Source organism: Rhizobium sp. CFBP 13644, from assembly GCF_014842165.1.
GTDB classification, from domain to species: Bacteria; Pseudomonadota; Alphaproteobacteria; order Rhizobiales; family Rhizobiaceae; genus Agrobacterium; species Agrobacterium tumefaciens_C.
Genome location: NZ_JACYVF010000007.1, coordinates 262,183 through 288,049, shown reverse-complemented (window position 1 = coordinate 288,049; position 25,867 = coordinate 262,183). Strand labels below are relative to the sequence as shown.

General features: G+C 53.4%; 23 protein-coding genes and 3 pseudogenes. 15 read left to right on the top strand and 11 right to left on the bottom strand.

Annotation, left to right across the window (positions count from 1 at the left end):
* Positions 1-969 precede the first annotated feature (969 nt).
* The gene (locus IFT53_RS18035) at positions 970-1,932 is read right to left on the bottom strand and encodes a GlxA family transcriptional regulator (protein ID WP_192067760.1); all 963 of its coding nucleotides are present in this window, start codon (positions 1,930-1,932) and stop codon (positions 970-972) included.
* 132 nt (positions 1,933-2,064) lie between these two features.
* Here IFT53_RS18035 and IFT53_RS18030 point away from each other — a divergent pair, with 132 nt between their 5' ends.
* Positions 2,065-3,084 (top strand): AraC family transcriptional regulator, encoded by a 1,020-nt coding sequence (locus IFT53_RS18030; protein ID WP_192067762.1) that lies wholly within the window; start codon positions 2,065-2,067, stop codon positions 3,082-3,084.
* Positions 3,085-3,096: 12 nt separating this feature from the next.
* Positions 3,097-3,513, top strand: a complete 417-nt coding sequence (locus IFT53_RS24185; RefSeq protein ID WP_192067883.1) for a diguanylate cyclase domain-containing protein — start codon at positions 3,097-3,099, stop codon at positions 3,511-3,513.
* A 108-nt stretch (positions 3,514-3,621) separates the two neighbouring features.
* Here the strand turns inward: IFT53_RS24185 and IFT53_RS18020 are convergent, their stop codons facing one another.
* From IFT53_RS18020 to IFT53_RS18010, 3 genes are all read right to left on the bottom strand, one after another.
* Positions 3,622-4,551, bottom strand: coding sequence for an HD-GYP domain-containing protein (locus IFT53_RS18020; protein ID WP_192067764.1), 930 nt, complete (start codon positions 4,549-4,551; stop codon positions 3,622-3,624).
* Positions 4,552-4,794: 243 nt separating this feature from the next.
* Entirely contained in the window at positions 4,795-5,247 is a 453-nt protein-coding gene (locus IFT53_RS18015) for a chemotaxis protein CheW (protein ID WP_446737690.1), read from the bottom strand.
* Positions 5,247-7,157, bottom strand: a complete 1,911-nt coding sequence (locus IFT53_RS18010; RefSeq protein ID WP_192067765.1) for a methyl-accepting chemotaxis protein — start codon at positions 7,155-7,157, stop codon at positions 5,247-5,249. The genes IFT53_RS18015 and IFT53_RS18010 overlap by 1 nt, the downstream gene beginning before the upstream one ends.
* A 496-nt stretch (positions 7,158-7,653) precedes the next feature.
* Here IFT53_RS18010 and IFT53_RS23815 point away from each other — a divergent pair.
* Positions 7,654-7,779: pseudogene (locus IFT53_RS23815) on the top strand (IS110 family transposase); the annotation flags it as partial.
* On the opposite strand, the pseudogene IFT53_RS23810 reads toward IFT53_RS23815, so the two are convergent.
* Together IFT53_RS23810 and IFT53_RS18000 are read right to left on the bottom strand one after the other, a co-directional pair.
* Positions 7,731-8,061, bottom strand: a pseudogene (locus tag IFT53_RS23810) (IS66 family transposase); the annotation flags it as partial. The pseudogenes IFT53_RS23815 and IFT53_RS23810 overlap by 49 nt on opposite strands.
* 470 nt (positions 8,062-8,531) lie before the next feature.
* On the bottom strand, positions 8,532-9,092 hold the full coding sequence (locus IFT53_RS18000; protein ID WP_192067769.1) for a TetR/AcrR family transcriptional regulator: 561 nt from the start codon (positions 9,090-9,092) through the stop codon (positions 8,532-8,534).
* Between the two features lie 289 nt (positions 9,093-9,381).
* On the opposite strand from IFT53_RS18000, the gene IFT53_RS17995 reads away from it, so the two are divergent.
* Positions 9,382-9,939, top strand: a complete 558-nt coding sequence (locus IFT53_RS17995; protein ID WP_192067771.1) for an OsmC family protein — start codon at positions 9,382-9,384, stop codon at positions 9,937-9,939.
* 73 nt (positions 9,940-10,012) lie between these two features.
* Positions 10,013-10,738: a hypothetical protein gene (locus tag IFT53_RS17990; protein WP_192067773.1), complete on the top strand. Its 726-nt coding sequence runs from the start codon at positions 10,013-10,015 to the stop codon at positions 10,736-10,738.
* A gap of 32 nt (positions 10,739-10,770) precedes the next feature.
* Here the strand turns inward: IFT53_RS17990 and IFT53_RS17985 are convergent, their stop codons facing one another.
* Complete coding sequence (locus IFT53_RS17985; RefSeq protein WP_192067775.1) at positions 10,771-11,994, bottom strand: MalY/PatB family protein; 1,224 nt, start codon at positions 11,992-11,994, stop codon at positions 10,771-10,773.
* A gap of 140 nt (positions 11,995-12,134) precedes the next feature.
* Here IFT53_RS17985 and IFT53_RS17980 point away from each other — a divergent pair, with 140 nt between their 5' ends.
* A complete protein-coding gene (locus IFT53_RS17980) occupies positions 12,135-12,590 on the top strand; it encodes an Lrp/AsnC family transcriptional regulator (protein ID WP_192067777.1) in 456 nt (151 codons plus the stop codon).
* A 274-nt stretch (positions 12,591-12,864) separates the two neighbouring features.
* Here the strand turns inward: IFT53_RS17980 and IFT53_RS23585 are convergent, their stop codons facing one another.
* The 4 genes and pseudogenes from IFT53_RS23585 to IFT53_RS17960 form a co-directional block, all read right to left on the bottom strand.
* On the bottom strand, positions 12,865-13,233 hold the full coding sequence (locus IFT53_RS23585) for a hypothetical protein (RefSeq protein ID WP_197980290.1): 369 nt from the start codon (positions 13,231-13,233) through the stop codon (positions 12,865-12,867).
* A gap of 743 nt (positions 13,234-13,976) precedes the next feature.
* The gene (locus IFT53_RS17970; protein ID WP_192067779.1) at positions 13,977-14,918 is read right to left on the bottom strand and encodes a GlxA family transcriptional regulator; all 942 of its coding nucleotides are present in this window, start codon (positions 14,916-14,918) and stop codon (positions 13,977-13,979) included.
* 136 nt (positions 14,919-15,054) lie between these two features.
* The gene (locus tag IFT53_RS17965; protein WP_192067781.1) at positions 15,055-16,122 is read right to left on the bottom strand and encodes a DJ-1/PfpI family protein; all 1,068 of its coding nucleotides are present in this window, start codon (positions 16,120-16,122) and stop codon (positions 15,055-15,057) included.
* A gap of 469 nt (positions 16,123-16,591) precedes the next feature.
* Positions 16,592-16,771 (bottom strand): annotated as a pseudogene (locus tag IFT53_RS17960) (tripartite tricarboxylate transporter permease); the annotation flags it as partial.
* A gap of 1,057 nt (positions 16,772-17,828) precedes the next feature.
* Between IFT53_RS17960 and IFT53_RS17955 the strand changes: the two are divergent.
* From IFT53_RS17955 to IFT53_RS17915, 9 genes are all read left to right on the top strand, one after another.
* On the top strand, positions 17,829-18,533 hold the full coding sequence (locus tag IFT53_RS17955) for a Crp/Fnr family transcriptional regulator (RefSeq protein WP_192067783.1): 705 nt from the start codon (positions 17,829-17,831) through the stop codon (positions 18,531-18,533).
* Positions 18,534-18,773: 240 nt separating this feature from the next.
* Positions 18,774-19,367 carry an SCO family protein gene (locus tag IFT53_RS17950; RefSeq protein WP_192067784.1) on the top strand — a complete coding sequence of 198 codons (594 nt, stop codon included), beginning with the start codon at positions 18,774-18,776 and terminating at the stop codon, positions 19,365-19,367.
* Between the two features lie 9 nt (positions 19,368-19,376).
* Entirely contained in the window at positions 19,377-19,760 is a 384-nt protein-coding gene (locus IFT53_RS17945; RefSeq protein WP_192067786.1) for a c-type cytochrome, read from the top strand.
* A gap of 46 nt (positions 19,761-19,806) precedes the next feature.
* Complete coding sequence (locus tag IFT53_RS17940) at positions 19,807-20,910, top strand: ABC transporter substrate-binding protein (protein ID WP_192067788.1); 1,104 nt, start codon at positions 19,807-19,809, stop codon at positions 20,908-20,910.
* Positions 20,907-21,965, top strand: coding sequence for a FecCD family ABC transporter permease (locus IFT53_RS17935; protein WP_192067790.1), 1,059 nt, complete (start codon positions 20,907-20,909; stop codon positions 21,963-21,965). The genes IFT53_RS17940 and IFT53_RS17935 overlap by 4 nt, the downstream gene beginning before the upstream one ends.
* Positions 21,966-21,973: 8 nt before the next feature.
* Entirely contained in the window at positions 21,974-22,723 is a 750-nt protein-coding gene (locus IFT53_RS17930) for an ABC transporter ATP-binding protein (protein ID WP_192067792.1), read from the top strand.
* A gap of 62 nt (positions 22,724-22,785) precedes the next feature.
* Entirely contained in the window at positions 22,786-23,274 is a 489-nt protein-coding gene (locus IFT53_RS17925) for a copper chaperone PCu(A)C (protein WP_192067794.1), read from the top strand.
* Between the two features lie 319 nt (positions 23,275-23,593).
* Positions 23,594-24,565 (top strand): GlxA family transcriptional regulator, encoded by a 972-nt coding sequence (locus tag IFT53_RS17920; RefSeq protein ID WP_192067795.1) that lies wholly within the window; start codon positions 23,594-23,596, stop codon positions 24,563-24,565.
* Between the two features lie 252 nt (positions 24,566-24,817).
* A complete protein-coding gene (locus IFT53_RS17915) occupies positions 24,818-25,543 on the top strand; it encodes a DJ-1/PfpI family protein (protein ID WP_192067797.1) in 726 nt (241 codons plus the stop codon).
* Positions 25,544-25,867: the final 324 nt, after the last annotated feature.

The window sequence follows — 25,867 nt, the reverse complement described above, 5'->3', positions numbered from 1 at the left end:
TGGATTTGACCAGTGCGTCGAGAGGCGAGACTGTCGCATCTCTAACTGGCCCAACTGTCGCATTACTATATAGCCGTTACAAATTTCGATCGCATAACATAGTTTATGGAACTTCTAAATTTCCTGCAGACTCGTGACAAGCCATCATACAAAATGACAATCTGTCACATTGCAAGATCTGACTTTGATAAAGCACGCTTCACCAAGTAAACGTCTGGACAAATTGATGAAGCTTAAGCCTATCAGCTTCAGCCAGGCAAGATGAGCCCTCATGCATTGCGCTAAATAAGCAATAACTGCGGTCTCAGGAGTTGTTGATACTACGTAATTCTGAAGCTCTCAAATTTTACAGTTTACTGCTGTCATACCGAATTTCACTCCCGGTGATTGATTATAGAGATGCTCAGCGCCTCAATATGTAGCCGGAGTTTCTCAAGATATGTCGTGACAGTTGCCACATGGTCTCGTAGTTGCTCGGCTGACAGGTCATGCCCCACTATTTTATCTCCATTTCCCGCGAGGGCCAGCGCGTCTTGCTCCGCCCGGAGTAGACTAAATTGTGAAAGCAGAATGACGTTCGACATAATCACTCCTTTGTTGAGGGATTTATTTAGTGGCGAAAGCGATGGATTTGATAGGCGAACATATTACTCGAGTTACCGTTCCGGAGGAGAATGATTCTTAATCGTAAACTAATCCTTTCACTTGCTTGACTGGTTCCCATTCTCTCGACTTGCGAATATGTTGTTGCGTGGGAGGTATGTTTTTTCGCAATGTTGACAGAAAACATGCTCCAGTTCCATGAGTGAATGTGCGTGTCATCGACATCGTTCTGTGAGGTGGCGCAATCCAATACGGCCTCAGTGCTTCACAAAGCTACAGACGCGATCCGGGTCCAGTTAAAGGTTGTCGCGGATGGGTCTCGGTAGAACGGCGGTCACCTGAGTTCTGGCGCAACAGTCGCACGCTCTAGCGGCGCCCAAAATGCTGTCGGTGTTGTCCAGGACTGGTGCAGAACGTGTTCGAAAATCGGCGACTGAATGTTTCCTCGTTAGAGAATCCACACTTCACTGCGATGTCCTTGACCGACAACGAGGTGTTAAGCAGAAGATCGCGTGAGGCTTCAAGTCGCAGCGACTCGACCACCTTACTGGGCGTGTTGCCAAGTTGGGCCCGGTAGTGTCGCATGAATGTCCTTTCAGTCATGTTCATGCGCTTGGCCAGGGCAGGTACGGACAAATCGTTAGCCAAGTTTTCAGACATCCAAGCATGTAACTCTGAAAAGCGATGGCTCTTGGACTGCAGGTTCAAAGGAGCGCTGAATTGTGCTTGATCCCCGGGGCGTGTCAGGAACGTGACGAGGTGCCGTGCAACTGCGAGTGAGACCGACCTCCCCATGTCTTCTTCTACCAGCGCGAGAGCCAAGTCTATGCCCGCGGTCACGCCCGCGGACGTCCAAACGTCACCATCGCTGATGAAGATGGGTCCACGCTCCACAATGATGTCGGGAAAACACCGTTCCAGTTCATCATAGTGTTCCCAATGGGTCGTTGCCCGGCGTCCACGAAGGTGGCCAGTCACTGCGAGTGCGAACGTGCCGCTGCACACTGCGGCAAGCCTTACCGCTTTCTCACACTGACGGGAAAGGCAGGATCCGAGATCTTTGTCGTCTAGAAACACTCTGGGGTTCGGTCCTCCGGGTACTATCAAAGTGTGGAGCGATGGCGCGTCAACGCCTATCGCCAGAGTTTGCAACTTTAGGCCAGATGGAAGCCCAATCTTTCCCTCACGCGAGACGACAGTTACGTCATAGAAACGCGTTCCGCCTTTGTTCAAATAGTTCGCCATCTGAAAAACCTCGAATGGCCCCGAGAAATCGAGAAGATTCATTCCGGTGTAGGCGAATATTTGAACTGCGATGGCCTCAGCCATGGAGGCCTCCAATACACGTCAACATTCACTTGGCAGAAATCGTCAACCATCTGACCTTTTCGCCGTTCAGTAACTGCATAAAACAATTGTTTCTCAAGTTGAGCAATCCGCAGTCTGACAAAAGTGCATATTATGCAAAATTCGAAGTGCCAAATTCAATTTGTTGAATGTGCTAGCGATAACCCTAAGATAGTGAACAGCACTGTTCCGAAGATTTCGACGGCTGCTATTTACTCTGCGCTCGAGCCCGAAGCGCCCTTCCAGATGGCGATCCGGCATGCGTTCGTGGGCGAGATCGGTGTGTCGGAATCATCCTCATCAACAGGGTACTTAATGGCTTCGGAGGTCACACAGCACCCCAGGATTGAGCTGCATTTTGTAGAACAGGGACGCTGTTTCTCGAGGACGAACAACTCGGTCATTGATGCCAGTGCTGGGACCGCGTATCTGCTGCGTGACACGATTAAGCACGACATGATGAGCGAACCAGGGACATCCCAAATCTGCGTCACTATGCCGTCTGCGCGCTATATGCGTCTGTATGCAAGTATGTCTGGTGATCCGCTGCAAGACATCCCCAACATGCATTGCATGGCGAGTAGCAGCGAATCAAAGTTACAGTGTTTAAAGGAGGTGGCCAAACTCCTGATTTCCGTCAGCAGCAACGAGCGCGCATCGGGGGGCAAATCGCTTGGACCGTGTGTGTTGAGCGAAGCAATTTACGCGATGTTCATTGAAAGTTGGCCTCGGCGAGACGGTCACAGAAACAATCAAGTTGCCCGGCCGTTTTACGTAAAGCGCGCCATCGAATATATGCACTCCAATGCTACGCAAAAAGTCAACCTAGAGAATCTTGCCGCCGCCTCTGGAGTTAGCGTTCGAACGCTACAACTTGGATTCCGAAATTTTGTGGGGCTGAGCCCTATGGGATATTTACTTAAGTTCCGGCTGGAGTGCGCATACAATGATCTACTGGCCGGCGCTGATACTTTGACAATCGATGATATTGCCAGGCGCTGGGGGTTCACCAATCCAGGCAAATTCTCAGCCCAAATTCGACAGAAGTACGGACGAAATCCACTGGCGATTCGCAAGGCGCAGCGATGGGAAGCCTCTGAACAGAATATCGATAAATTGACACCTCTTAAGTGATACTAAGGAGCGATTTCGAGGCACCCGCACAACCCGATCGCTGATTGCCTGAAGCAGACGGATTCATCAACCGGAGCAATCGGCGGACGATATGGCAGCGAAGACTTGGCTGTGGTGCTATCCAACTGCCAGCCAACGTTGGCCGCATTGATTGCTCAAAAGCTGAAGGTCAACGTCCAAATGAGAGATCTGTCTCATCTTGCACGTGCATTAAAAATCAAATCGTTCGCATCGGGGTCGCAGTTTCAACACACCCTGGCGTTTTCACAGGTGAAGATCTCCAGACTGGCCGATCCCTCGCTATACAAACCAAAACGTGCAGGGCGGGAATGTGGTTGTCGAGGCCGGATACGAACAAAAAGCAAATATTTCTGCCTGTCCCTCAACGTAGATCGTAAACCGCTTAGCATATCCCCCGTCGTTCCATAGCCTGGGACTCGAATTCTCGCTTCAGAACGATGGATGCGCGTCCTTTCTGTACGAAGCCCGAAGGTATGATGCTTTTCCCAACGCCGCCAAATTTTGCCAAGGCGGCGGCTAGTGCAAACCAATCGCTCTCAAGCTACGAAAGAAACACCGAAGCAGTGTTTGATCGAATTGATCTTTCTGCTTGAACATGAATTCGGCTGCATCACGCGGCGCCCAGGCTTGCTTGTAGGGTCGCGTTGATGTGAGAGCATCATAGACATCACAAATGGATGCGATACGAACTGGCAGAGTGATCTCTCCTCCCGACAAGCCTTTGGGGTACCCCTTTCCGTCCAGTCTCTCGTGATGATGCATACATATATCCAGAACGACGTCGGGGATATCTCCCTGACGTGACAACAGCTCATAGCCCTGGACCGGATGTTGACGAACAAGTGCCATCTCCGGGCCGGTAAGCCGACTGGCCTTGTTCAGGATACTGAGTGGCGTTTTTACTTTCCCGACGTCGTGCAGCAGACCTCCCATTCCTAAGAGCTGTATAGTATTTTCGTCGGCTCTGATCGAACGGCCCAGATGGACCATCAATGCAGTCACGGCGACGGAATGAAGGAATGTATGTTCGTCTTTCGTTTTCAGTCGACTTACCGCGACCAACGCGCGCGCGCTATCTTTCATGCACGCTGCAATTTCGTCGACAACATGCGTAGCGTTGCCCACAAGCACGCTCTTACCCATTCTCGCATCTTCGAACATCATCTTAATGAGGGGCTTCGAGTGTTCGATCGTCTGGAGGGCCCGCGCCAGTTGGGCGGCACGACGGGCGCCGCTATTTCTCCGGGGGGGAGAGAAAACGACATCGGCACCCTCGTCCGTGTTGATGACAATGTCGGCAGCATCGCTGCTTCCCAGAGCTTCCACGTCTTTGGGGCAGTCCAGCAAGAAGCGACTTTTCCAGAAACGATGGCCATTCCAATCACCGTCAACCGACTCGATGAACATTCCCAAACGCACATGCTCTGGTTTTATATGCTTGAGCATATCGCGGAACTTTCACTTTAAAGGTGGGGTTCGATCATGGACCGACTGTCCCGTAGTGTATGAGCACACGCTTAGAACGGGAATTCAGTCTCGCTTGTTGGCAACTGTGCGAACCAGTTGGGGAATCACATTTTGGCTCCCCGTTTGTGCGAGACCGCTACGCCGCGATCATACCCGTGGTTTCGAACTTCTCGAACATCCGCTCCAGATTAAGGAAGCAGATCATTCCGCCGGATTGGGCGATCATCCCATCAGCGTATCGCATGCCCGCAGACATGCCGATCTCCGGAACCGGCTGGAGCAGGGATGCAGGGATGCAGGGATGCAGGGATGCAGGGATGCAGGGATGCAGGGATGCAGGGATGCAGGGATCGTCAATATGTCCGAGACCCTGTCAACGACGAGACCCATGGCCATATCGAAAACTTCGGCGACGACTATGGCACTACGCTCGCTCGGGTCCGTGCTTCTCATGCCCAGCTTGTTGGCAAGGTCGATGATCGGGATCACCATGCCGCGCGGGTTCATGACCCCGATGACTTCTTTGGGTGCATGCGGGATCGGCGTGGCTGGCCCCCATCCGCGAATCTCGCGGATGGTTGTCGTGCGCACACGAAACTCCTGATCGTGCAGCCTAAACGCGATGATCTCGAGCATCTCGCTGGTGCCGCTCGCGGAGTGTCGTGAACCAACCATTAAAAGTCCTCCCAGGTATCCTTGACGGCTGCATTGCCGGAGAATGCTCTGGCAACCTTGCCTGCCAGCTTACGAACCGGGGAATGGGTCGGACCTGCTGCCATGACAGACGCGGTCTGACGCAGAACACCGCCGAGCTGGAATTGCGAGATCAGTTCGCGCAACCTACCGCTCTCGTTGGCAAGAGTGGCGCCAGCCGCGCTGGTCTCCTCGACCATGGCAGCATTCTGCTGGGTCACCTGATCCATCTGGTTTACGGCGGTGTTCACCTCAGCCAGACCAACAGACTGCTCCTTAGCGGATGTGGCAATCGAGTCCATGTGCTGATTGACCGTAACAATATAGCCTTCGATGGTCTTCAGCGCGTCACCGGTTTCGCTTACCAGCTTGACGCCACTCTGCACCTCGACCGAAGAGTTGCGAATGAGATCTTTGATCTCTTTGGCAGCCTGTGCCGAGCGTTGCGCCAGTTCACGCACTTCCTGGGCGACAACCGCAAAGCCCTTGCCGGCATCTCCAGCACGTGCCGCCTCAACGCCCGCGTTCAGCGCCAGAAGGTTGGTCTGGAAGGCGATCTCATCGATGACGCCGATGATGTTGGAGACCTGGTTGGAAGAGGCCTCGATCTTCTGCATGGCATCGACGGCATTGGCAACCACCCGACCGGACTGCGCCGCACTTTCATTGGCCTGCACAGCTATCTTGCGGGCTTCCTCGGCACGCTTGGAGGAATTGGCGACATTGACGGTAATCTGGTCGAGGGCTGCGGCTGTTTCCTCAAGGGCTGCAGCCTGCTGTTCGGTGCGCTTGGAGAGATCATCTGCGCTGGCACTGACCTCGCGGCTACCATTGTCAATCGCGCCGGTCGCGTCGGCCACAGCCCGCAGGGTCTGTGATAGTTGCGCCACGGCAGCGTTGAAGTCGGAACGCAAGGTTTCGAAGTCCGGCGCGAATGGGTCGGCCAGTTGGAAGGTCAGGTCGCCGCTCGCCAGATGCTTCAAACCTTCGCCCAAACCAAGCGTTGCCTGCGCCATCTCCTCGGCACGAACGCGGTCGGCTTCTGCTTTGCGCTGACGCTCCTCTTCCGAAAGGCTGCGGTTGGCGGCTGCCTCTTGCTCGAGACGAAGGTTGGCGACAGCATTGGCACGGAATACCTCCACGGCGGCTGCCATTTCGCCGATTTCGTCGGCGCGGCCTTCATAGGGGACAGCCGTCGCACTGTCGCCGTCGGCCAGCTTTTTCATGGACGTTGTGATCGTCTGAATTGGTTTGGCAATGCCGGAAACCGCGAACCAGATTGAGGCCAGAATGATGGCAAGGCACAGCGTGACGATCAAATAGGTGAGCATCATCGTCGAATTGTAGGTTTCGTTGCTTGCCACCTGCGCGGTCGTTGCGCCGTCTGTGTTGAATACGACGATTTCATCAAGCAGCTGATTGATCTGATTGGCTTTCGGTCGCATTAGCTCCTGCTGAAATTTTGTTGCCTCCGCGTTCTTTCGCGCTCGCGATAGTTCGATCATCGCAGTCCCAAGTTTGGAGAGTTCCTCGAACGAGGCTTTCACCTTGGCAATGCGCTGGCGTCCAGAATCGTCGGCGATATGGGTCTCGTACTTCGCAACCGCGTCGAAAAACGCCGCGTTCGCTACCGAAATGCTCTCCTCGGCAGAAGTGATCGCAGCGGCGTCCAGAGCAACGATGTGGTTAAGATACCCGCGCCGCGCATTGCCAAGTTCAATGCTCATGTCTTTTGACAGGCTGACCTTAGGCAACCATGTCGACGTAATCACCTGAGTGCTTTGATTAAGGGCACCCATGCTGAAAATTGCCATAGCGGCAAATCCGAGAACGGAAACTGCTATGAGTGCAAGCGCAGAAATAAGTGCAGTTTTGATTTGAGGTCGTTTCATCTGTAGCTCCCAGCAGGAACCCCTGCTTAAATGGATGCGATGACCGGAAGCAAAATCATTCTGCCGAAGGTGCGCGGGGACACGGTTTCATTCCGCGAGGTAATCTTCTCAACAACACTATCTGACCCAGTTCGGCCGCTACACTGTTTCAGAGCCCTATTATTTTTGACCGATTACTTTTTGCAAGAGAAGCTCCGCATTGGTTTACAAAATATAAATTATTTCGAATTGGGTTCGTTGTTTTGCGCTGCCAGTATGGCATTGCGTTATTTGTATGATCGGAGACTTATAAAGCTCGCGCTAATTTCTGACGGCCGCTCGGTTTGTTAAACACCCATCGACTTGGGCCGTCGTCTGATGACGAGATGTTTTCTCCGCATGTCGTGCAAACACCGGCAGCAAATTCTCCCAAAATCGAAAACCCAATCGCGGTTGTCTCATCAATAGTGATCGACGTGGGCTCCAAGACCAGGTCATTATTCCACAGGCGATTATTGACATCGCCTGGAAAGCTCAGATGCCGCTGAGCTCTCGAGACCGCAAATTGGTTGGAGCAGGTAAAAGAAGCGACGTCGCCATTACTGCAGTTGCGCGCGAGCACGTTGGGTACAGCTTGTTGTAGACAGCATGACCGTCCGCGTGCATCACGCCACTGAAGTTGGAAAGATGTTGGGCCGGGTGCACACCCATACGGTCGGGGCTGTAGTGATCAGCGATCGCTCCGGGCCTGGGATCTTGATAGCTGCGCCCATCGCAGACGCAGACCCTCCCCGGTCCCAGTCTTTCCTCGTCCGGGGTCGAGAACATTGACCGTAGTGTCGTCGATATAAATTCGATCGACCGACGCGATATGCGCTCTGATCAGCAAGAATGGGGGGCAGAGCAAAGCCGATGCACGCCCCATTCAGTCGGCCATCATGCAACGGCGCGCCGAACGGTCTCAGCTTGCCGCTGACACCCAGACGCGAATTTGCGATGGTGAACGTCATGCCGACGTGCCATATCGCAGACCCGTGCGCCAGGCTGAGCCTCTTCCGTCAGGATGCTCAGCTCACCGCCAACGGCCAGCGCCGCCCGCGTTCAATGCCTGAAATAATCTTCATGCGTGCCATGCCAACCTCTACGATCCCGATGTAGTACCAGCATTAATGCTGGCCTAACGCATCGCCTAAATGGCCCTTTTCGCGAAATGACTTGGTCGGACGCCCCCACCTTGTCCTTGCGGCTGCACTTCCTCTTTGCGTTCATGCGCTCCAGTTTCGTTGAATAGAATTTGGTTTTTTCGAAAATTGGGAGCAGGCCAGGGAACTAACACGGCGAGGTCGGATTAGCCTTAGCAACCTGAGAGGATGTCTCGGTGTAATATCCCCAAGCTCATGTCGCGGGCGACAGGCTGATACGGATTGCTTTCAGAGTAACTTCGAACCCTGCGCTACCGTCAAGGAGACGTTCCATCATTAGCGCTCCTTCGAGCGAAGACACAACAACGCGTGCCGCCTGGCGATCTTCGAGACTTGCGTTGACCTCTGCGTTCTGTCTGCCCGTTTGGTAGATCTTTTCGATCCAGGTCAGATGTTCCCGAAAAAAGGTAATGGTTCCCTCTCTCAACTCGATGGGCAGTATTTCAAGCTCGGATGACAACGCCGCGCACAAACATCCAAGTCCTTTGTCTACTCCTGTTAGGTAGAGCCGACCGTAGGCCTCAATTCGATCCAGTGCATTACCGGTGTTGTTTTCTATTCCATGAAGAGCAACTATGTAGCGATCGCGGTAGGATTGTAAAACTGATGCGACAAGCCCTTCCTTCGTTGGGAAATGATAATGAATGCTTGCTTTACGAATGCCTACCTGTTTGGAGACGTCCGCATAACTGAAGCCCGAATACCCTCTCCGACGAATTAAGTCCTCGGCGCTACTTAAAAGCTCTGATCGCATCTGAGACACGTGCTTACCCTCCGCCCCTCAACAAGCCCCCATTGTATATTCTCTACCTACAAATAGATAGCTCAATGCGTAGAATTTAGACGCGCAAACGCAGCCAGCAGCCGGCGCTTGTCCCTGCACAGAGCCTTGGAGAACGCCGTATACAGTTCTTTGAGGAGCTGGATCGTTGTGCAAAGCTACGATCGGCTCGCAGTTGCATACCTACTAGTAGGATGATAGATGTGCTGCGTCCCAGACCAGCATCTGCGGAATATAGATGAATCACTTTAGGGAGGCCAAATTGACCCCAACTAAAAAGCCCTACGCCGACATTAACGCGATCCGCGATACGCAGGATATTGTCCGAAAGCGGCCAGAACTCGGAAAAGTCACTTTCAAACTTAAAGGCAAAGCTAACGGCGGTCTCTCAATCGCATCGCAAACCGGCCCCCTCGTGCAGAACGGACAGGCAGATAATACGCGGGACGGCAAGTTTTGCCTCATTAGCGACGAGCCCGTCGCCCTTTTGGGCACCGACACTGGAGTTAGCCCAGCTGAATATGTCCTTCAGGCACTTGCAGGCTGCTATACCGTGACGCTTGCATCTATGGCCGCCGCGAAAGGAATCGATCTTAACGGCCTTGAACTCGATCTTAACTTCGACATCGATCTCAATGGCTTTCTAGGTCTTGATGAGAAGGTGCGCAAAGGTGCGCAGGCGATCAATGTCGATATCGCATTGTCAAGCGATACTGCAAACCGCGAACAACTCGAGGCGCTGGTTCGCGACTTGCCAAACAATTCCCCTATCCACGATACGCTAGCAAATCCGGTTAAGATTTCAGCGCGTTTGGTCTAACGGCGTCGGCCGGTGAATAGACGTTACTCACCGGCTCACCGTCGCCAAGCAACTCAGTTCTTCGGGTTTATCCATGAAACTCAACCTCTACTACGTGACCGACGTCTATTGTGTTTGGTGCTACGGCTTCAGAAAAACAATCGATCGTATTGCCTCTGAATACGCCGGCCGCGTTGAACTACGGATTGTCAACGGCTGCATGATCTCACAAGAGGTGTCTCTTGGAGAATTCTTCGGTCGTTTTCCAGATCCGTTAGCCATCCATCAGCGTGTTTCAGATACGTCTGGCGAGGTTTTTGGTGAGCCCTATCTGGAGCATATTCGCGCGTATACTACCTCGAAACGCAAGCTAAATTCGCTGGCTCCCGCGCGCGCAGTCGCTGCGATGCATAAACTGGGCGTGACAGATAAAATAAGCATTTATTCCCAGATTCTGTCTGCTTATTATAAAGACGGAATCGACCTCCTTTCCCCCGAAAACTACCGAAGACTAGATTGCATGAAAGCGGTCGACTTTAAACAGTTCGAATCTCTGTTAACAGACAGGGCGACTTTGTCAGCGGTCTCAAGAGATTTGGCTTGGGTAAACCAGCTTGGCGTGCAGGGCTTTCCGGCACTGCTCTTGGAGCAAACCGATACGCATTACGAGACAATAGCGCGGGGCTTCATGCGGTATGAGGCCGTACAGAAAGGGCTCGACGCTGCGCTTCGTTCGTTACCCCTAGCGACAGCCGCAGGCGTGCGATGCAGCGTCGATCGAACCTGCCACGACTGGCAACCCCCTCACAAACACCGATAGCATCGAGTGACAACGGTTGGAAGCTAAGGTGCTTAGTCTGTGGGGATGTCGTTTGCGAGATTCTCTAACGTAGCTTTTTGGATCCGATCGAGCCCCTTTTGCAGTACGGAACGAGGGCAAGCAAGGTTCAACCTGATATGGCCTTGTCCGTTCTCAACGAACATTTCGCCACCTTCGATAACAACACCCGCTCGCTCGAGGAAGAACCGGGTCAGGTTCATCGAACTCGGGAAATACGCACGCATGTCGATCCAAGCCAAATAGGTCGACTCAGGGATGCGCAGTCGCGCTTCCGGGAGATTTTGCCGCACAAATTGGTCGGCAAGCGCAAAGTTACCATCCAGATATACCCTCAGTTCATCCAGCCATTGCTCGCCAGCGCGATATGATCCGATTGCGGCCGCAAGGCTGAGTGGATTGATGAATGGATAGTGAAATTCGTTCCAAACAGCTCTAAGCGTCTCATCGGGGATGATGATTGTGGCAATCATCATGCCTGCAAGATTAAAGGTCTTGCTCACCGCCATGCACGTGACGATGTTCTGGCTTTCAGGAAATAGCTTGGCGAGGGGGGTGTGTTTGAGGCCGTTTCGAAGGAGGTCGCAATGAATTTCGTCGGAAATGATCTTCACGCTATGTCTAAAGCAAATTTCAGCCAGGCGCCGTAACTCTAACTCGCTCCATAGCCGACCGGTTGGATTATGCGGGTGGCACAGGAGGAAGACTTTGACTAACGAGTCTGCAGCTTTTTCTTCAAAATCTTTAAAGTCAATTTCGTAGTGTCCATCATTGTCAATCAGGGGGGACGTTACCAATGTCCTCCCGTTCTTCACTGTAGCGTGCTTGAAGTAGCCGTAGGAGGGGCTCAATGTTAGCACTTTGTCAGTCGGTCCGCAGAGATAATTAACAAGACCGAACAGTGCAGGAATGACGCCGAGCGACAAGACCAGTTGCTCGCGCGGAAAACTCCAGCTGTAACGCCTTTGGCACCAAGCGTTGAACACATCATAGAGTTGGTCATCGTAGTTCATAGTGTAGCCGAAAATCGGATGCCTCAACCTGTCCGACATCGCATCTAGAGCGGCTTGGGGAGCGGCGAACTGCATGTCGGCGACCCACATCTGTACGATGTCCTCCTTTTGCCGACCCAGAGTGACCGGCTCGACCTCCTGAGCGAAGAGATATCTTTCATAGCCTTCAGCTGCACTTGCGTTGCTATTTTCTCGCGAGATGAACCGGTCAAAATCAGGATGCATTGGGGCCAACCTTCAGGCTGCAGAAGCGACGATTAAAACTATTGTTCTGGTGCCAATATAGCCTAAAATAGGACCTAAAAATCGCTATTTTTCTCACTTTCGCTGACGAATGTTAGCAGAATCTACCAAGGAACGGCAACATGGACGAAATTGATCTCAAGATCCTTACAGAGCTACAGAAAAATGGACGATTGACTAACCACGAGCTGAGCGAGCGGGTCAATCTCTCACCGTCCCCATGCCACAGGCGCATCAGGCTTCTAGAGCAAGCTGGCATAATAGAGGGATACGGCGCTCGGCTCAGCCATAAAGCTCTCGGAATGCCCATTATTGCGTTCATCCTAGTTCGCCTAGCTGCACAGAGTAAAATAGCTATGGCAGAGTTCGAAGGGGGTATTACCCGGACCTCAGAAATCACCGCCTGCTATCTCATGTCAGGGCGCCATGACTACCTACTTCAAGTGTTCACCGCCTCGTTGGAAAGCTATGAAGAATTCGTACGCAACAAGCTTTCAGAGCTGCCGGGTATCGGATCCTGGGAGACGAATTTCGTATTCGGCGAAATCAAGAAGAGCTTCCTGACGCCAAAACTATGAGGCAAAGCGTGTGCGTTACGCGGTCGGCGCCCGTGGATAGCGTTTGCTTAGCAGCCAAGATCACCGCTTTCGCTTCGGCAGGCCAATTATTAGGGCCTAACAAACGTTTCGCGAGAGAGAAGACGACGGTGTCGGGTTCAAGAAACGTACCCAACAACCCTCAACAACGTATCGCCCTTATGCCCGTACTAGGTGTTGTTAGCAGAGAGCGCATCTTCGCAGTGGGTATAATTGTCAGCCTTTCTTTGTGCGGACAAGTTACCATTCTAAAGAATTAATCCTGCCTCCACATGAAATCAGCCCTGCTTGGACCGAGCGATGACAGCGATCGGTTCATAGCGCGAGCAATATCTGCCATCGCGTAGGGCTCATCACCCAGGCTCGACGTCGTTTTCACGAATTGGATCTCTGATTTTGTCAAGCGGTCGACCCGGACTCGGAAGAACCCCTCATCAAGCAATGCTGATGTTTCAGCATATGAGTGGTCGACGTCCTCGAACATCATTGCTGGCCCATGTGTGTTGTTCCAAGCAACTGAGGCCCACTCTTGCAGAAAAAATGGATAGCCTTGTGTTCGATTAAAGATGGCATTCAGCGCTTCTCGTACAATCGTGGCATCCTCGTCGTTTATGGGCTTTTCCACAGCTTGAGCCGCCGAACCAGGGTCAAGAGCACCAACCCCGGGTATAGGAAAAGCCGCTCGGCATAGGACTTCGCTTCTCCGGCCAGACGAGCAGCCTGCGGCAAGCCAGCTCCAACAAGCAGCACTGGAAGTGCCTTCCTGGGACATACGATGAATGGAAACAATTAGCGCAGAGAGATCCGCTTCCGAGAGGTATTGGACCTCGTCTAAAAGAATAATCCATCCCCTACCCGCTGCTTTGCGGCACGACCAATCACCTCGAACAAATCCGGTAGACCGTATTGGAGCTGCCCGCTATCTGCGAGACCAGGCTCGGGTTCAACTCCCACCTCGACGCCGGCGATCTCAATCTTGAAGATGGAGGCGAACCCGTGCAGTCCCTTAAGTCCGCGGGTAGCGTGTGCGGCGGCAGCCTTCCAACTGGAAGAATTTCAAACGCGATTTGCTCAATCTTCTGTGAGAGCAATCATACCCTGCGTCACGTAAACCACTAGGCCTTGCAACGACCACCAATCAAAGATGACAGACAGTTGCCTCATTATACCTGGGAACTCAAATGGCCTTCACGACACCTTCTCGTCACCGCTGTCAATCACCACTGCGCGCACTTTTCGTTTGAGATTGCGCCACACAACATAATGTAGATGGCAAGTACGGTTGGGACGAGAAATTGTCGCAAACTGATTTTTGCCAAGTGTTGAACGAAGTGATTGAGAAGCGCTGAACGCTCCTTGTATGTCTATTTACCCTGATCGGGAGGCGCGTCGAATGGCTTGGGGCGGATGTCCAAAAATACGGATAAAGCTCTGGCGCATTCTGCTCGCATCGCTAAACCCAACTGCGCGAGCAACTTCCTCGAGCGACTCTCGACCTTCTTCAATTCGCGGTCGCGCGGCTTCGGCCCTCAGTCGTTCGATAGCCTTGGCGGGGGTAACACCCGTTGCAGCATGAAAAACCCGTCCGAATTGCCGCGCACTCAGGTGGGCGACGTCCGCGAGCCGCTCCACCGGCAGAGGGTCGCCCAGATGTGCGCGCATGTAGGCAAGCACCAAGCGGATCCTGTCGGAGTCCGGATTTAAGTGAAGTAGCGAGGAGTACTGCTGTTGACCGCCTGCGCGGCGATGGTAAACCACCAGCATTCGGGCGACTGCCAAGGACGCTTCCCGCCCGAGATCCTCCTCAACGAGTGCCAAGGCCATATCAATACCGGCGGTGACACCAGCAGATGTCCAGACATTGCCAGCCTTTATAAAAATCCGGTCCGCCTCAACGCGCACGGCGGGATGCATAGCCTGCAGTTTCGCGGCATCCATCCAGTGAGTGGTGGCGCTGATCCCATCTAAGACGCCGGAAGCCGCCAAGACAAACGCGCCGGTACACACACTTGTCGTGCGCCGGGCAAGCGCGGAGGCATGGCGGACATAGTCGATAGTGTCTGGCCCCAGCGCACCTTCAACCAAAGTTCCGCCGACGACAAGTAGAGTATCAAGCGGGTCTTTGACCAGAGGATTGGCAAAGATGGTCAGGGCAGACTCGCTTACGACCTCCCTGCCATTTAACGACATCACCGTCAGTTGGTAAGCGCCTTGATTGTGTCTTTCGGCCCACTGAAACACCTCAAGCGGCCCGCTTAGATCAAGAAGATTGAAACCGGGGAATACCAGAAATCCTATGTGACGCGTCATAGCCGGACCTGAATGAGTATTGAGATTCCAAACTTCACCAAGCCACTCCCCGGGACCTTTGGTCAACCCGTTCCAGCCTCGCCTAATGATCCGCTGACGAGGCCTAAGAAAACGGACATTCGGTGAAGCGCCGGCGTTACCCTGCGAAGCCCGGATACTCCATGAAGAGTGCGACATGTCGCGCCGCTTTCCGACCATAGGTTTTATGAATGTCGGTTAGTGCGATGTCCAGCGCGCGAGTAGCATGCTGTGCATCGAGCGGTGCAAGCATGCGGTCAACTGACTTCGATCCACCTGTGACGACGTCGGGGATAACAACTAAGCCGTGTGCCAACGTAAAACGAGCCTTGGATTCTGCGACGGCAAGGGCCGTCGTAATGCCCGTCGTGCTATAGGCTTCCGCGGTCAGCGAGAGCGCAATCTCGTCGTCGCCTGCCTTGACTGGAATGCCAATCGTGATTTCAGGCTTTGTATTAGCATCTGGCATGTCGGCATTGTCGGGATCGGATTTGAAGACGTCGCTATTGTGCCTTGAGTCCCAGTTATCAATGCCAACATCATGGGCGACCTCGGCGGCCTTTTCAGGACCTGCGATTGCTTCGATCAGCGCGATTGAGGTCGGCATGGAAGCGGTGACGCCTGCGCTTGAAACGAACTTGCCGTCAGCGACATAACGGATATTCTTCTGCCAGTTCACTTTCGGGAAAAGCTCAACGCGCATCTCCTCAGTGCTGTAGTGAGAGGTTGCCCGACGGCCATCAAACAGACCTGCGTTGGCCACGGGCAACGCTCCGTAACAAATGCTGATAATTGTGCCGCCCTTTTCGCTCTGCGCCTTGACCCATTTTGAAAGACTAGCGTCTTTAAAGTTCGAAACTGCCGGTACAAATAGATAGTCGGCGCCCTCGGGAAAGCGCTTGTCGAAATCGTCAATAGTTGATTGCAGTTCAAAGGTCAGAGGGTGCATCTTGACAGGACCGGGCTTTACCGAAACAGACACAACGTCGGCCACATCCGCACGCGCCATCACGCCGAACGGGATACAAAAGTCGCTTATAACTGTGCCCTCGTTGAGGGCGACGACGGCCACCAGTGGCCTGGCGCGACCGAACCGGGCTTTGTATGGAGCGATCTTCTCCAGGGTCGGATTTTTGGAAGCATCAAAGGTTGGCGATCCATTCTCGGCTTGCTGCGCAGCCGACACCTTCGTCCCAAGAGCCAGTCCGCCAATCGCGACGATCCCGGAAACGATTGCTGTCCGTCGTGTCAGATACTGCATCGGAAATCCTTCTTATTCCTGCTTACTGCACATACTTATCCAGGAACCTCCAAAAGTCGTAAAGGACGTAAATCGGCGGAATTCAGACATCGCACGCTTCCACGGTCTCGATATCCGCGGTTGAGTCCAACCTATTATTTCGGACTTCAAGGACACGCGGATCAAATTCATCAGTTGATGAACGAAAAGCGAACAAGCAATTCGAGCGTGATTCCCTAATTGATCATCGCGCCAACCATGAGTTCCATCACTGGATTGCCGGGATGCCGAGTGTTAGCATCGGAATGAATGGGGTCTGCGCTCCGGCTTTATTGGCTGCTTCAGGTGCCGCGCGCCCCTAGATTGCTTCCTTACCGAATTCTGCCCGGTTGGGCGAAATCCGCTTCTCCATCGCGACAACGGATGAGTTTCCGCCGGGCAAATTGATGAGAATGGCTGTCGTCGAGCCGCCGGATTGTGCCCAATAAAAAATACCTGCCAGCATGAAAAGTGCTGATTTCGGCGGCAAGCCAAAGGTGATGGGCAAGAGCGTCGCGATCGTTGCTGTCGGCCCCAACCCGGGTAGAACGCCGATTGCCGCCAGTTGGTGTACCGGCTGCGGTTCCAATGATCAACGGAAACATGGTTGGTGCAAGTACGAGATCCGCAAGCAGAAACCCAAAGCCTATCGGCCATGCAATCACGAGGCTGTATGCGTTCCAGTTCCGGATTTCCGGCTCGCTGCAGTCACCATCGGCAACGAGTGACTGAGCCATGCTCGCCGCGCCGATTGCGATCAGAAGAACGGTTAGCAATATCGGGAAATAGCCTAGCCCCATCTGAGGGAATGCCAAACGTACAGCCCGCGCCCGAACCAGATAAACAGTAGTCCGCCACAGGTCCTTGTAGCGGCGCCGACAAAATCTTGACCATTTCTCTGTTTTCAGCACCGCTTTCCAATCGAAGGTGCAAATTGAAGAGCCGTCCGGAAATTACTGCCCAACTGGCAGTAGCTTATTGCAGGAACGTTGGCCGCCTTGACGACGTCCGCCCACCTAGGCGGCGATTGTATTTCCCCTGCGAATTTGTCGCATTGCCACCGTCGCTAAGTATCGCTAGTTGTTTTGTCCGAGGGGTGGTCCAATGTATAAGGCAAATAGCAAGTTCGGAAAGCTGCTGTGCATCTTATGCGCCGTCGCCTTCGTATGCATTGGTTTTGCGCATAAGTCACCTCATGTATATGCGCAGACGCTCTCCCCTTCCGAAGTCACACTTTACACTCTTCCTGACGGTACTTCGCCAGTCTTGTGCCTTCCATCTGACGACGGCAACTCTGGCGATGCCAATCATGGATTGGGAACGGGTTGCGAAGCTTGCCGTCTGACGACCGCAATATTGCTGCCGCCGCAGGCAGACAATTGCGGCTCGTTGGTTCCTCAGCGAAACGCTGCGGTCCTTCCCGCACGCCACGAAGCGTCTTATCGTCAGCTCTTTCCTCCTAATACCGCTGCGCGCGCTCCCCCTAAGTTTCAGTCCGCCTGAGCAACCACTATCGGATCCCGGTGGTGGTTTTTTTCAGCTTCGTATCATCGTTGCCAGAAGGATCTGATGTCCTCCGGTGACTTTTAGGGTACGCAACCGGATGGAAACAGATGTTATCCCAATCACATATTTCCGAACCACCGCAAGACACGTCTCAGGACGCTGAGGATGCCGGATTTTTAGTCAGAGCGCAGGCGATGACGCTCGTCCCTAGAAGACCGATTTTCCTCCAGCAAATACGCCGGGACGCTTTTCGCATCGTTGATGGGTGTGTTGTCATCTATCAGGAGCTAAACGGTGACCGTAGGCAAATCCTTGATATTTTAGGCCCAGGGCGCATCTTCTCCTATGCGATGGCGAGCCTTGAGAACTGCGAGGCACAAGCGGTTGTACCGACGAAAGTGGAAAGGCTTGTCAACTCCGCCGTGTCGCCTATGGAGATTCAAGCAGCGCTCTATCTCTCTTTCCAACGGATCCAGGCGCACGCCGTCTCGCTTGGACGAAAGACCGTTACGGAGAGGATCGCCTGTTTCTTACTTGATTTGGCTACACAGTTCGCACGAGGAATTGGCGGACGAGCCTCCCGAAAAACCACATTTGCGCTTCATCTGACGCGCGCAGAAATTGCCGACTACCTCGGCCTTACCCTTGAAACGGTAAGTCGCAACCTTAGTCGACTGAAGCGGGAGAAGCTGATTTCCTTCGTCCGCCCCGAAATCGTGACAATTCTTGACAGGGCAGCGCTTGAACGACTTGCAGCCGGCTTTTCTCCGAGCACCATCCGTCCTGCCTTGGCTCTTACAACGTCAGAGTGACAGCATGACAGTTTCGGCAATACCTCTCAACATCGCACCTTGGGAACAACAGAGACAACATCATGCTGGCCGTCTCATTTTTGTTTCCTCTTACCCGGCTCGTACCGGTCGGTGTCCTTGCAGTCGATTGTCTGGTCATTCGCAATCTCAACCCATCAGGCGTGCCTTGAGCTGCCTCGCCGCCATTCCCGATGTCCCGATGTTGGTCGGGTAAACCTTAAATAAAAGGAAGATTGCGTCATGCAACCGAAACATACGCGCATTGCCATCATGATTTTTTGCCTCACAGTGAGTCTCTTTGGGGGCCTAGTCACCTTGATCGTGGTGAACACGCCCAAAATGGAAACCATGCAACTCGGTACCGCCTTCCGGCTTACCGACGACCGCGGCCAACCGATAACGGAGGCCGCACTGAAGGGGCAGCCGACACTGCTTTTCTTCGGGTTCACCCATTGCCCTGAGGTCTGCCCCACGACTCTTTACGAGATGGCAGGCTGGTTCAAGTCGCTTGGATCGGAAGCGGACGGTCTAAAAGCTTTCTTCTTCTCGGTAGATCCTGAGCGAGATACGCCGGAATTGATGCACAACTACACGTCCGCATTCACCGACAGAATTACTGGCGTGACGGGCGATCCCTCTGAAATGCAAGACGTCATCAAGAGTTGGAACATATATGCGAAAAAAGTGCCGACGGACGATGGCGACTACACGATGGATCACACCGCTTCCGTCTTGCTGCTGACCGAAAAAGGTGACCTGAAGGGGACAATCTCTTACGGCTCGACACAGGAGACGGCAGTAGCAAAAATCCGCGATCTTTTGGGCAAGAACTAGGAGAAAAAGATGAAAACGACTTTTCTGCTCCTGTCAGCGCTTTCAGCCATCCCCGGTATCGCAGTCAGCGCTGACGCCGAACGAGGCGCTGCACTATTCAAAAAACAGTGCTCAGCATGTCATGTGGCTAGCGAACCCAAAAATAAAGTCGGACCACACCTGCCGGGGATTGTCGGGCGCAAAGTCGCAAGTGTCGAGGGCTTCAGATATTCCAAGGCAATGCAGGAATTTGCCGCTGATGGAAAAGCCTGGGAGGCAGAGAAGCTTCAGCAATTTCTGCGAAAACCGCGCGATCTTGTGAAAGGCACGTCGATGGGATTTGCCGGCGTGAAGGACGACAGCAGCGTCGGCGACATCGTCGAATATCTCAAGACGCTCCAGCCACATCAGTGATCTATGCGAAAGTAAAACAACCGAGCTTCAAATTTAGGAAGATGAAATGAAAAAATTGGTGCTATCAACATTCATCGGTTTTCTTGCCTTTGGTTCCCAAGCTTTTGCCGACATTACCGTTACAGATGTCAAAGGCCGGACGGTTACAGTTCCCAAAATTCCAGAACGCATAGTATTGGGCTTCTATTATGAGGACTATCTTGCAATCGCTGGTCCAGGCTCTTTGGACAAGGTGGTCGCGCTATCGCTTTCGACCTGGAAGGACTGGCGCCCGAACCAGTTCGCAGCCTACGAGAAAGCGTTGCCGAAGCTTGCCTCCATCCCTGACGTCGGAAATACAGAAGACAGCACATTCTCTATCGAAAAAGTCATCGCCGCAAAACCGGATCTTCTGATCCTGGCTGCGTGGAGTTATGATGCGTTGGGAGAAGGTATCAAGCAGATCGAAGCTGCCGGCATTCCAATCGTCACCCTGGATTACAATGCCCAGACCGTCGAAAAACATGTCGCTTCCACATTGGCGCTCGGAAAACTTCTTGGCACGGAAGATCGCGCGGAAAAACTCGCGGATAACTACAAGCATGCGTTCGAAGATATTGATGCCCGTATCAAAAAGGCCGGCCCAACAACGAAGAAGGTCTATGTCGAACTCGCTCAGAAGGGGCCGTCCGAAGTCGGAAACTCCTACGGATCAAGTATGTGGGGTGCGCTCATTGATCAACTTGGCGGTCAAAACATCGCCAAGGGACAGATCGGCAACTGGGGGCCACTCAGCCCGGAATACGTTCTCGCAAAGAAGCCGGATCTTATCTTTCTTGCGGGTTCAGAGTGGCTGAGCAAGCCGCAGGCGGTAACCGTTGGCTTTGGCGCTGATCCCGCTGTAGCAAGGGCCCGCATGGCGGCCTACGTGGCCCGACCAGGTTGGAGCGACCTACCAGCGGTCAAGAATGCCGACATATACGCAATTTACCACGGTGGAGCTCGCACGCTCTCCGACTATGTCTATGCGCAATATATCGCCAAGCAACTTTATCCGGACGCTTTCAAGGACGTCGATCCGGCACGCAACATCCTTGATTATTATGAAAAATGGCTCCCCGTAAAGGCAGATGGCGTCTTCGTACTGCCGTACGAGGCCCAGGCCCAATGACGAGAGCCAGCACATCTGTGGATGGGAGCCATAAAGGTTACCGTACCGAGTCGAGCCGCCGCACAGCAACCATCGTCCTTGCCTGCGTTTTTCTGGCGATGTTGATGGTCTTGGATCTCACAACCGGTCCGTCAGGCATGCCCCTTAGCGACGTCTGGAACGGCCTTCTGGCAGGTCCTTATGGTGGGGACCGTGCCGTGGCAACCATCCTGTGGCAATTGCGCATGCCACAAACATTGATGGGGACGTTGGTGGGTGCCTGCCTGGGGCTTGCAGGTCTCCAGATGCAGACCATCCTGGACAATCCGCTGGCCAGTCCCTTTACGCTGGGCTTTTCCGCAGCAGCCGGCTTTGGAGCAGCGCTTGCCATCATGTACGGGGAGCTTGTACCCCTGCCAGCCTATATCGTTACGCCCGTTTGCGCCTTCGTAATGACGCTTGCGGCTTGCGGTCTCGTCTATGTGATTGCGCGTTTAAGAAGCGCCACACCAGAGGTCCTGGTGCTGGGTGGCATCGCCGTATTGTTCTTCTTCCAGTCCGTACAATCACTTTTGCAGTTTCTGGCGTCGCCTGAAATGCTTCAGCAGATCGTGTTCTGGCTGTTCGGCAGCCTGCTAAAATCAACTTGGACCAGTGTGACGGTAACAGGACTTCTCGTGCTTTTGTGCATTCCGTTCGTTCTTCGCGACGCATGGTCTTTGACGACGCTGAGGCTTGGAGACGCCAATGCGTTGAGCCTTGGCCTTTCCGTCGAAGCCGTACGGCGGCGCAGCTTCCTGATTGTCGCAGTTTTGACCGCCGCGGCCGTGTCTTTTGTCGGAACCGTCGGCTTTGTTGGCCTGATCGCACCACATGCGGCACGGTCTTTGGTGGGAGAGGACCACCGTTTTGCCTTGCCACTGTCGGCGGTGACCGGTGGCATCATCCTGCTCAGCGCGTCCGTCTTCGGCAAATTCATCTCGCCCGGTGCCGTCATTCCGGTCGGGATCATCACCGCGGTGGCAGGCGTTCCTATTCTCTTTGCGATCATCGCCCGACGCGGTGGGAAGGGTTAGCTTCTACGATGACACTTAAACTCGAACATGTTGTCGTCGCTCGCGGGAAAGCAGCGATCCTGCACGATATAAATGCCGAATTGTCACCGGGGCAGATCATTGGTGTTGTCGGGCCGAATGGTACAGGGAAATCGACCCTTATTGATGCCATAGCAAATCTTATGCCTTTTTCGGGGAGTATCACTTGGCAAGCAAAGCCTGTCGATCTGCGTCAGATTGGCTACATGCCGCAACACACCCACGTACGTGCTGACCTAAGTGTGATCGAAACCGTCCTGTTAGGACGGCACGAACAACTCGGCTGGCGCGTCTCGATGACCCATCTCGAGGAGGCGCTGGCCGTGCTTGGTGACTTCGGGATCGTGGAGCTACATAACCGCAACATGCGAACGTTGTCCGGTGGTCAACAGCAGCTGGTGCTTTTGGCTCAGCGTCTGTTAAGGGCACCCCAACTGCTGCTTCTCGACGAGGCAACAAGTGCGCTGGACATCCGACACCAACTAAAAGTTTTTGAGCGACTTCGCAGCTATGTCGAGCGAAGTGGTGCCCTCGTAGTTGTCGCTATTCACGATCTCAATCTTGCCGCCCGTCACACTGACAAGATCGTTTTACTTGATCGCGGCAAGGTCGCCGGTTGCGGTACTTTTTCCCACGTCATCCATGCACGCTCACTCAGGGAAGTCTACGGGATCGAAGCCGAACTGCTCGCGTCCAGCACCGGACACTCAGTTATCCTGCCGGTTACGGCCTGCCGATAATTTTGAAGCTGCGTAAAAGAATAGCCAGTTTCAACTTGCCAACCCATAAAACGGAGAAGACCATGAAGAAACGTCTTAAAGCAATCTCTCTCGGCTTCGTACTCTTTGCATCGCCACTGCTTGCACACGACTTCAAGATTGCAGATCTGGAAATCGTTCACCCCAACTCCCGCGCAATGGTTGCGGGCGCTCCCGTTGGCGGAGGCTATCTCAAGATTATCAATCGCGGCAAAACTGACGACCGGCTGGTTTCAGCTAGATCGAGCCGCGCGGGGGTCATGCAACTCCACGAAATGACGATAGAAAACGATGTAATGAAGATGCGTGAAGTTTCCACCGGTATCGCCATTCCCGCAGGCGCGACGGTGGAGCTCAAACCGGGTGGTCTGCACGTTATGTTCATGAAGGTCCCTCAACCCTTCAAGGAAGGTGAGATGGTGGAAGCGACGCTTATCTTTGAAAAGGCCGGTTCCGTCGATGTGGAATTCGAGATTGGTCCTGCATCTGGTGGCGCTTCCGAAATGAACCATTGCCATGCTGCTACGCCTTGATTCACCTCTGCGGTGAGTTGGTGCAGATGATCATCCTTTCCGGCATTAGCGAACCAGGCTTCGGCTCGGATTGCTGACGTTCGAGGCTCGACACGATGCGGTACGCAACCCAGCTCTCGGGCCGGCTTTGACGAAGTCGTCCATGGATCCACGAGCACGGTAGATCACAGCGGAGCGGGACAGAAGGAACACGCGAGCTTTTCAAGATCGTTTCCGTGTTCCGCCCCCGCCCGCGGTCACATACTCGATTTCTCACAGGCTTACGGTTTCACGTTTCCTGCAAAATGCCGGCCTGCGTCGGCTCTACTATGAGGACAAGATGACGAAGCAGATTCCCATTCAACTTTTTGCATATACGGGCATGAGCTTACTTGACTTTTCCGGACCGCTCGATGTGTTTCAGACTGCCAATCACTTGAGCAGCGATGAGACAAAACCGTATGATATCAGTGTGGTCTCAATGGACGGAGAAGTCGAATTATCTCTTGGGATGTCTCTGCGTACGCTCCCGGTAGAACGCACGTTATCTGTCCCAAATACCCTTATCATACCAGGTGGCCCGGCTATCCCCCACGACGTCGACGCTTTCGAATTTCGGTCGGCCTTCTCATCCCATGCTCGCAAGGCAAGCAGAGTGGCAACGGTTTGTAGCGGGGCTTTTGTGCTGGCTGCCACTGGGCAACTTGATGGACGACGAGCCACAACACACTGGTCACACTATGACGAATTAGAGCGCCAGTTCCCCAGAGTAATCGTTGAGCGGGGACCGATTTACATAAACGACGGTCCGGTTTGGACCTCTGCTGGTGTAACTGCGGGAATTGACCTAGCTCTTGCGCTCGTTGAGCAAGACCTCGGTAAAGCGACAGCTTTAAAAGTTGCGCGCCAGCTCGTCATGTTTCTCAGGCGTCCAGGTGATCAGGCACAATTTAGTGAGCCTTTGAAACTTCAGTCAAAAAGCGGCCGCTTCTCTGATCTGCATGCTTGGATAAGTGACAACCTGGCTCACGATCTGTCGGTGCCAGTCCTTGCGAGAAAGGTTGGGATGAGTGAAAGGACGTTCATGAGGCAGTACCGTGCGCAACTGGATCATACACCCAGCAAAGCTGTTGAAAAGCTTCGACTTGAGGCGTCGCGCGAACTTATAATAAACACCCGTCGCTCCATCAAGGAAGTAGCTCGGCAGTGCGGTTATACCACCGAAGAAACCTTTATTCGGCGGTTCTCCAACACCTTCGGAACGAGCCCCGGTCAATATCGGATGCATTTCGGGATGCGCCAGGACAAATAACACCGCAAACGTAACAAACTGAAATTGGAGCTGTTGCTCGTGCAATCCCCTTACCGAATCCTTGTGAGGGTTACCACGCAAAGATGATGCCCTTGTTCAACGGTTATCCACATTGCGACACAGACAGCGGCTGGCGAGCTACATGTCGTTACGATCCTGATGAGGCAGTCTGGCAGAAATCATCAATCTAATGTCATTCCAGTCAGCGGAATTCATACTATTGTCTCTGTTAACGTATGACAGGAAATCAAAATGACAGAAAATGTTGGTCGGCCTTTGAAGGTGGGCATCTTAATCGAGCCGTTCGTGCAAATGATGGACATTGTTGGAGTTCAGTCAGTGTTTGGTCTGAATCCAAATGTCGAACTCCACCATGTGGGGAAAACGAAGGCCGAGGTTCTTGCCTGGGGCGGACTCAGGGTGGCTGCTTCCACCACCTACGACGAATGCCCCGCACTTGACGTCTTGGCCGTGGGAGCAATGGCGCCTTATGTGTATTCCGATCCCGAAACTCTCTCATTTGTTCGTTCTCAGGCCCGGCATGATCCTTACCTGATAGGTATCTGCGCAGGCGTTCTTCTGTTTGGTGCCGCGGGTCTTCTTAGAAATAGACGTGCAACCACCAACTTACAGTGCATAGATCGACTTTCAGAGTTTGGCTGCGACGTCGTAGAAGGTGGCTCTGTTGTCGAGGATGGCAAGCTGTTCACCGCAGGTCCAGCGACTGGGGGCTTCGAGGCATCAATAACGGCGCTTTCAAAAATCCGAGGTGTACATGCCGCAAAGTTGCAGGAACTCAATATCGAATATCATCCCCAACCGGTGTTTGGAGTCGGTTCGGCGCGGCTAGCGGGTCCTGAACTTACGGAGGAGGTTAAATCACTCGGTAAAGCGGTTTTCACAGCCTCAGCAGATCAGGCTGCCTTAGCATTTCGCACGTTGCAAAACGCCGCAGTCAACGAAAATATCCTCAACTAGATCAAACCTGAGGGCGGCGAACTTGGCGGGCACATGGCAACCCATCTTCTCCGGTACTCAAGGTACCGACTTGCCGCAGTGGTCCACTGCTTCCATGTAGCTGCAGATGAGATTTATGTCAGGGGCCGCCTTGTGTTACGAAAGCCGTCCTGCGTTTCTTGTTGATCCCCCTCTCAATCTTGACGATCTTCGCATACGGGGTGTTGAGGATCGTCAAATTTTGTCCGTGGCCTCCTAGCACTGCCGCAACATCTCTTTGTCAGATCGTCGGGCCTCGCTCTGACGACCCGAATCCCCGTAGAACTTGACGTCGCTGACAGAACG

Coding starts and splice junctions, on each gene's coding strand:
- IFT53_RS18035 (WP_192067760.1), bottom strand. CDS start 1,932: ATGGCTGAGGCCATCGCAGTTCAAATATTCGCCTACACCGGAATGAAT.
- IFT53_RS18030 (WP_192067762.1), top strand. CDS start 2,065: ATGCAAAATTCGAAGTGCCAAATTCAATTTGTTGAATGTGCTAGCGAT.
- IFT53_RS18020 (WP_192067764.1), bottom strand. CDS start 4,551: ATGCTCAAGCATATAAAACCAGAGCATGTGCGTTTGGGAATGTTCATC.
- IFT53_RS18015 (WP_446737690.1), bottom strand. CDS start 5,247: ATGGTTGGTTCACGACACTCCGCGAGCGGCACCAGCGAGATGCTCGAG.
- IFT53_RS18010 (WP_192067765.1), bottom strand. CDS start 7,157: ATGAAACGACCTCAAATCAAAACTGCACTTATTTCTGCGCTTGCACTC.
- IFT53_RS18000 (WP_192067769.1), bottom strand. CDS start 9,092: ATGCGATCAGAGCTTTTAAGTAGCGCCGAGGACTTAATTCGTCGGAGA.
- IFT53_RS17990 (WP_192067773.1), top strand. CDS start 10,013: ATGAAACTCAACCTCTACTACGTGACCGACGTCTATTGTGTTTGGTGC.
- IFT53_RS17985 (WP_192067775.1), bottom strand. CDS start 11,994: ATGCATCCTGATTTTGACCGGTTCATCTCGCGAGAAAATAGCAACGCA.
- IFT53_RS17980 (WP_192067777.1), top strand. CDS start 12,135: ATGGACGAAATTGATCTCAAGATCCTTACAGAGCTACAGAAAAATGGA.
- IFT53_RS17970 (WP_192067779.1), bottom strand. CDS start 14,918: ATGACGCGTCACATAGGATTTCTGGTATTCCCCGGTTTCAATCTTCTT.
- IFT53_RS17955 (WP_192067783.1), top strand. CDS start 17,829: ATGTTATCCCAATCACATATTTCCGAACCACCGCAAGACACGTCTCAG.
- IFT53_RS17950 (WP_192067784.1), top strand. CDS start 18,774: ATGCAACCGAAACATACGCGCATTGCCATCATGATTTTTTGCCTCACA.
- IFT53_RS17945 (WP_192067786.1), top strand. CDS start 19,377: ATGAAAACGACTTTTCTGCTCCTGTCAGCGCTTTCAGCCATCCCCGGT.
- IFT53_RS17940 (WP_192067788.1), top strand. CDS start 19,807: ATGAAAAAATTGGTGCTATCAACATTCATCGGTTTTCTTGCCTTTGGT.
- IFT53_RS17935 (WP_192067790.1), top strand. CDS start 20,907: ATGACGAGAGCCAGCACATCTGTGGATGGGAGCCATAAAGGTTACCGT.
- IFT53_RS17930 (WP_192067792.1), top strand. CDS start 21,974: ATGACACTTAAACTCGAACATGTTGTCGTCGCTCGCGGGAAAGCAGCG.
- IFT53_RS17925 (WP_192067794.1), top strand. CDS start 22,786: ATGAAGAAACGTCTTAAAGCAATCTCTCTCGGCTTCGTACTCTTTGCA.
- IFT53_RS17920 (WP_192067795.1), top strand. CDS start 23,594: ATGACGAAGCAGATTCCCATTCAACTTTTTGCATATACGGGCATGAGC.
- IFT53_RS17915 (WP_192067797.1), top strand. CDS start 24,818: ATGACAGAAAATGTTGGTCGGCCTTTGAAGGTGGGCATCTTAATCGAG.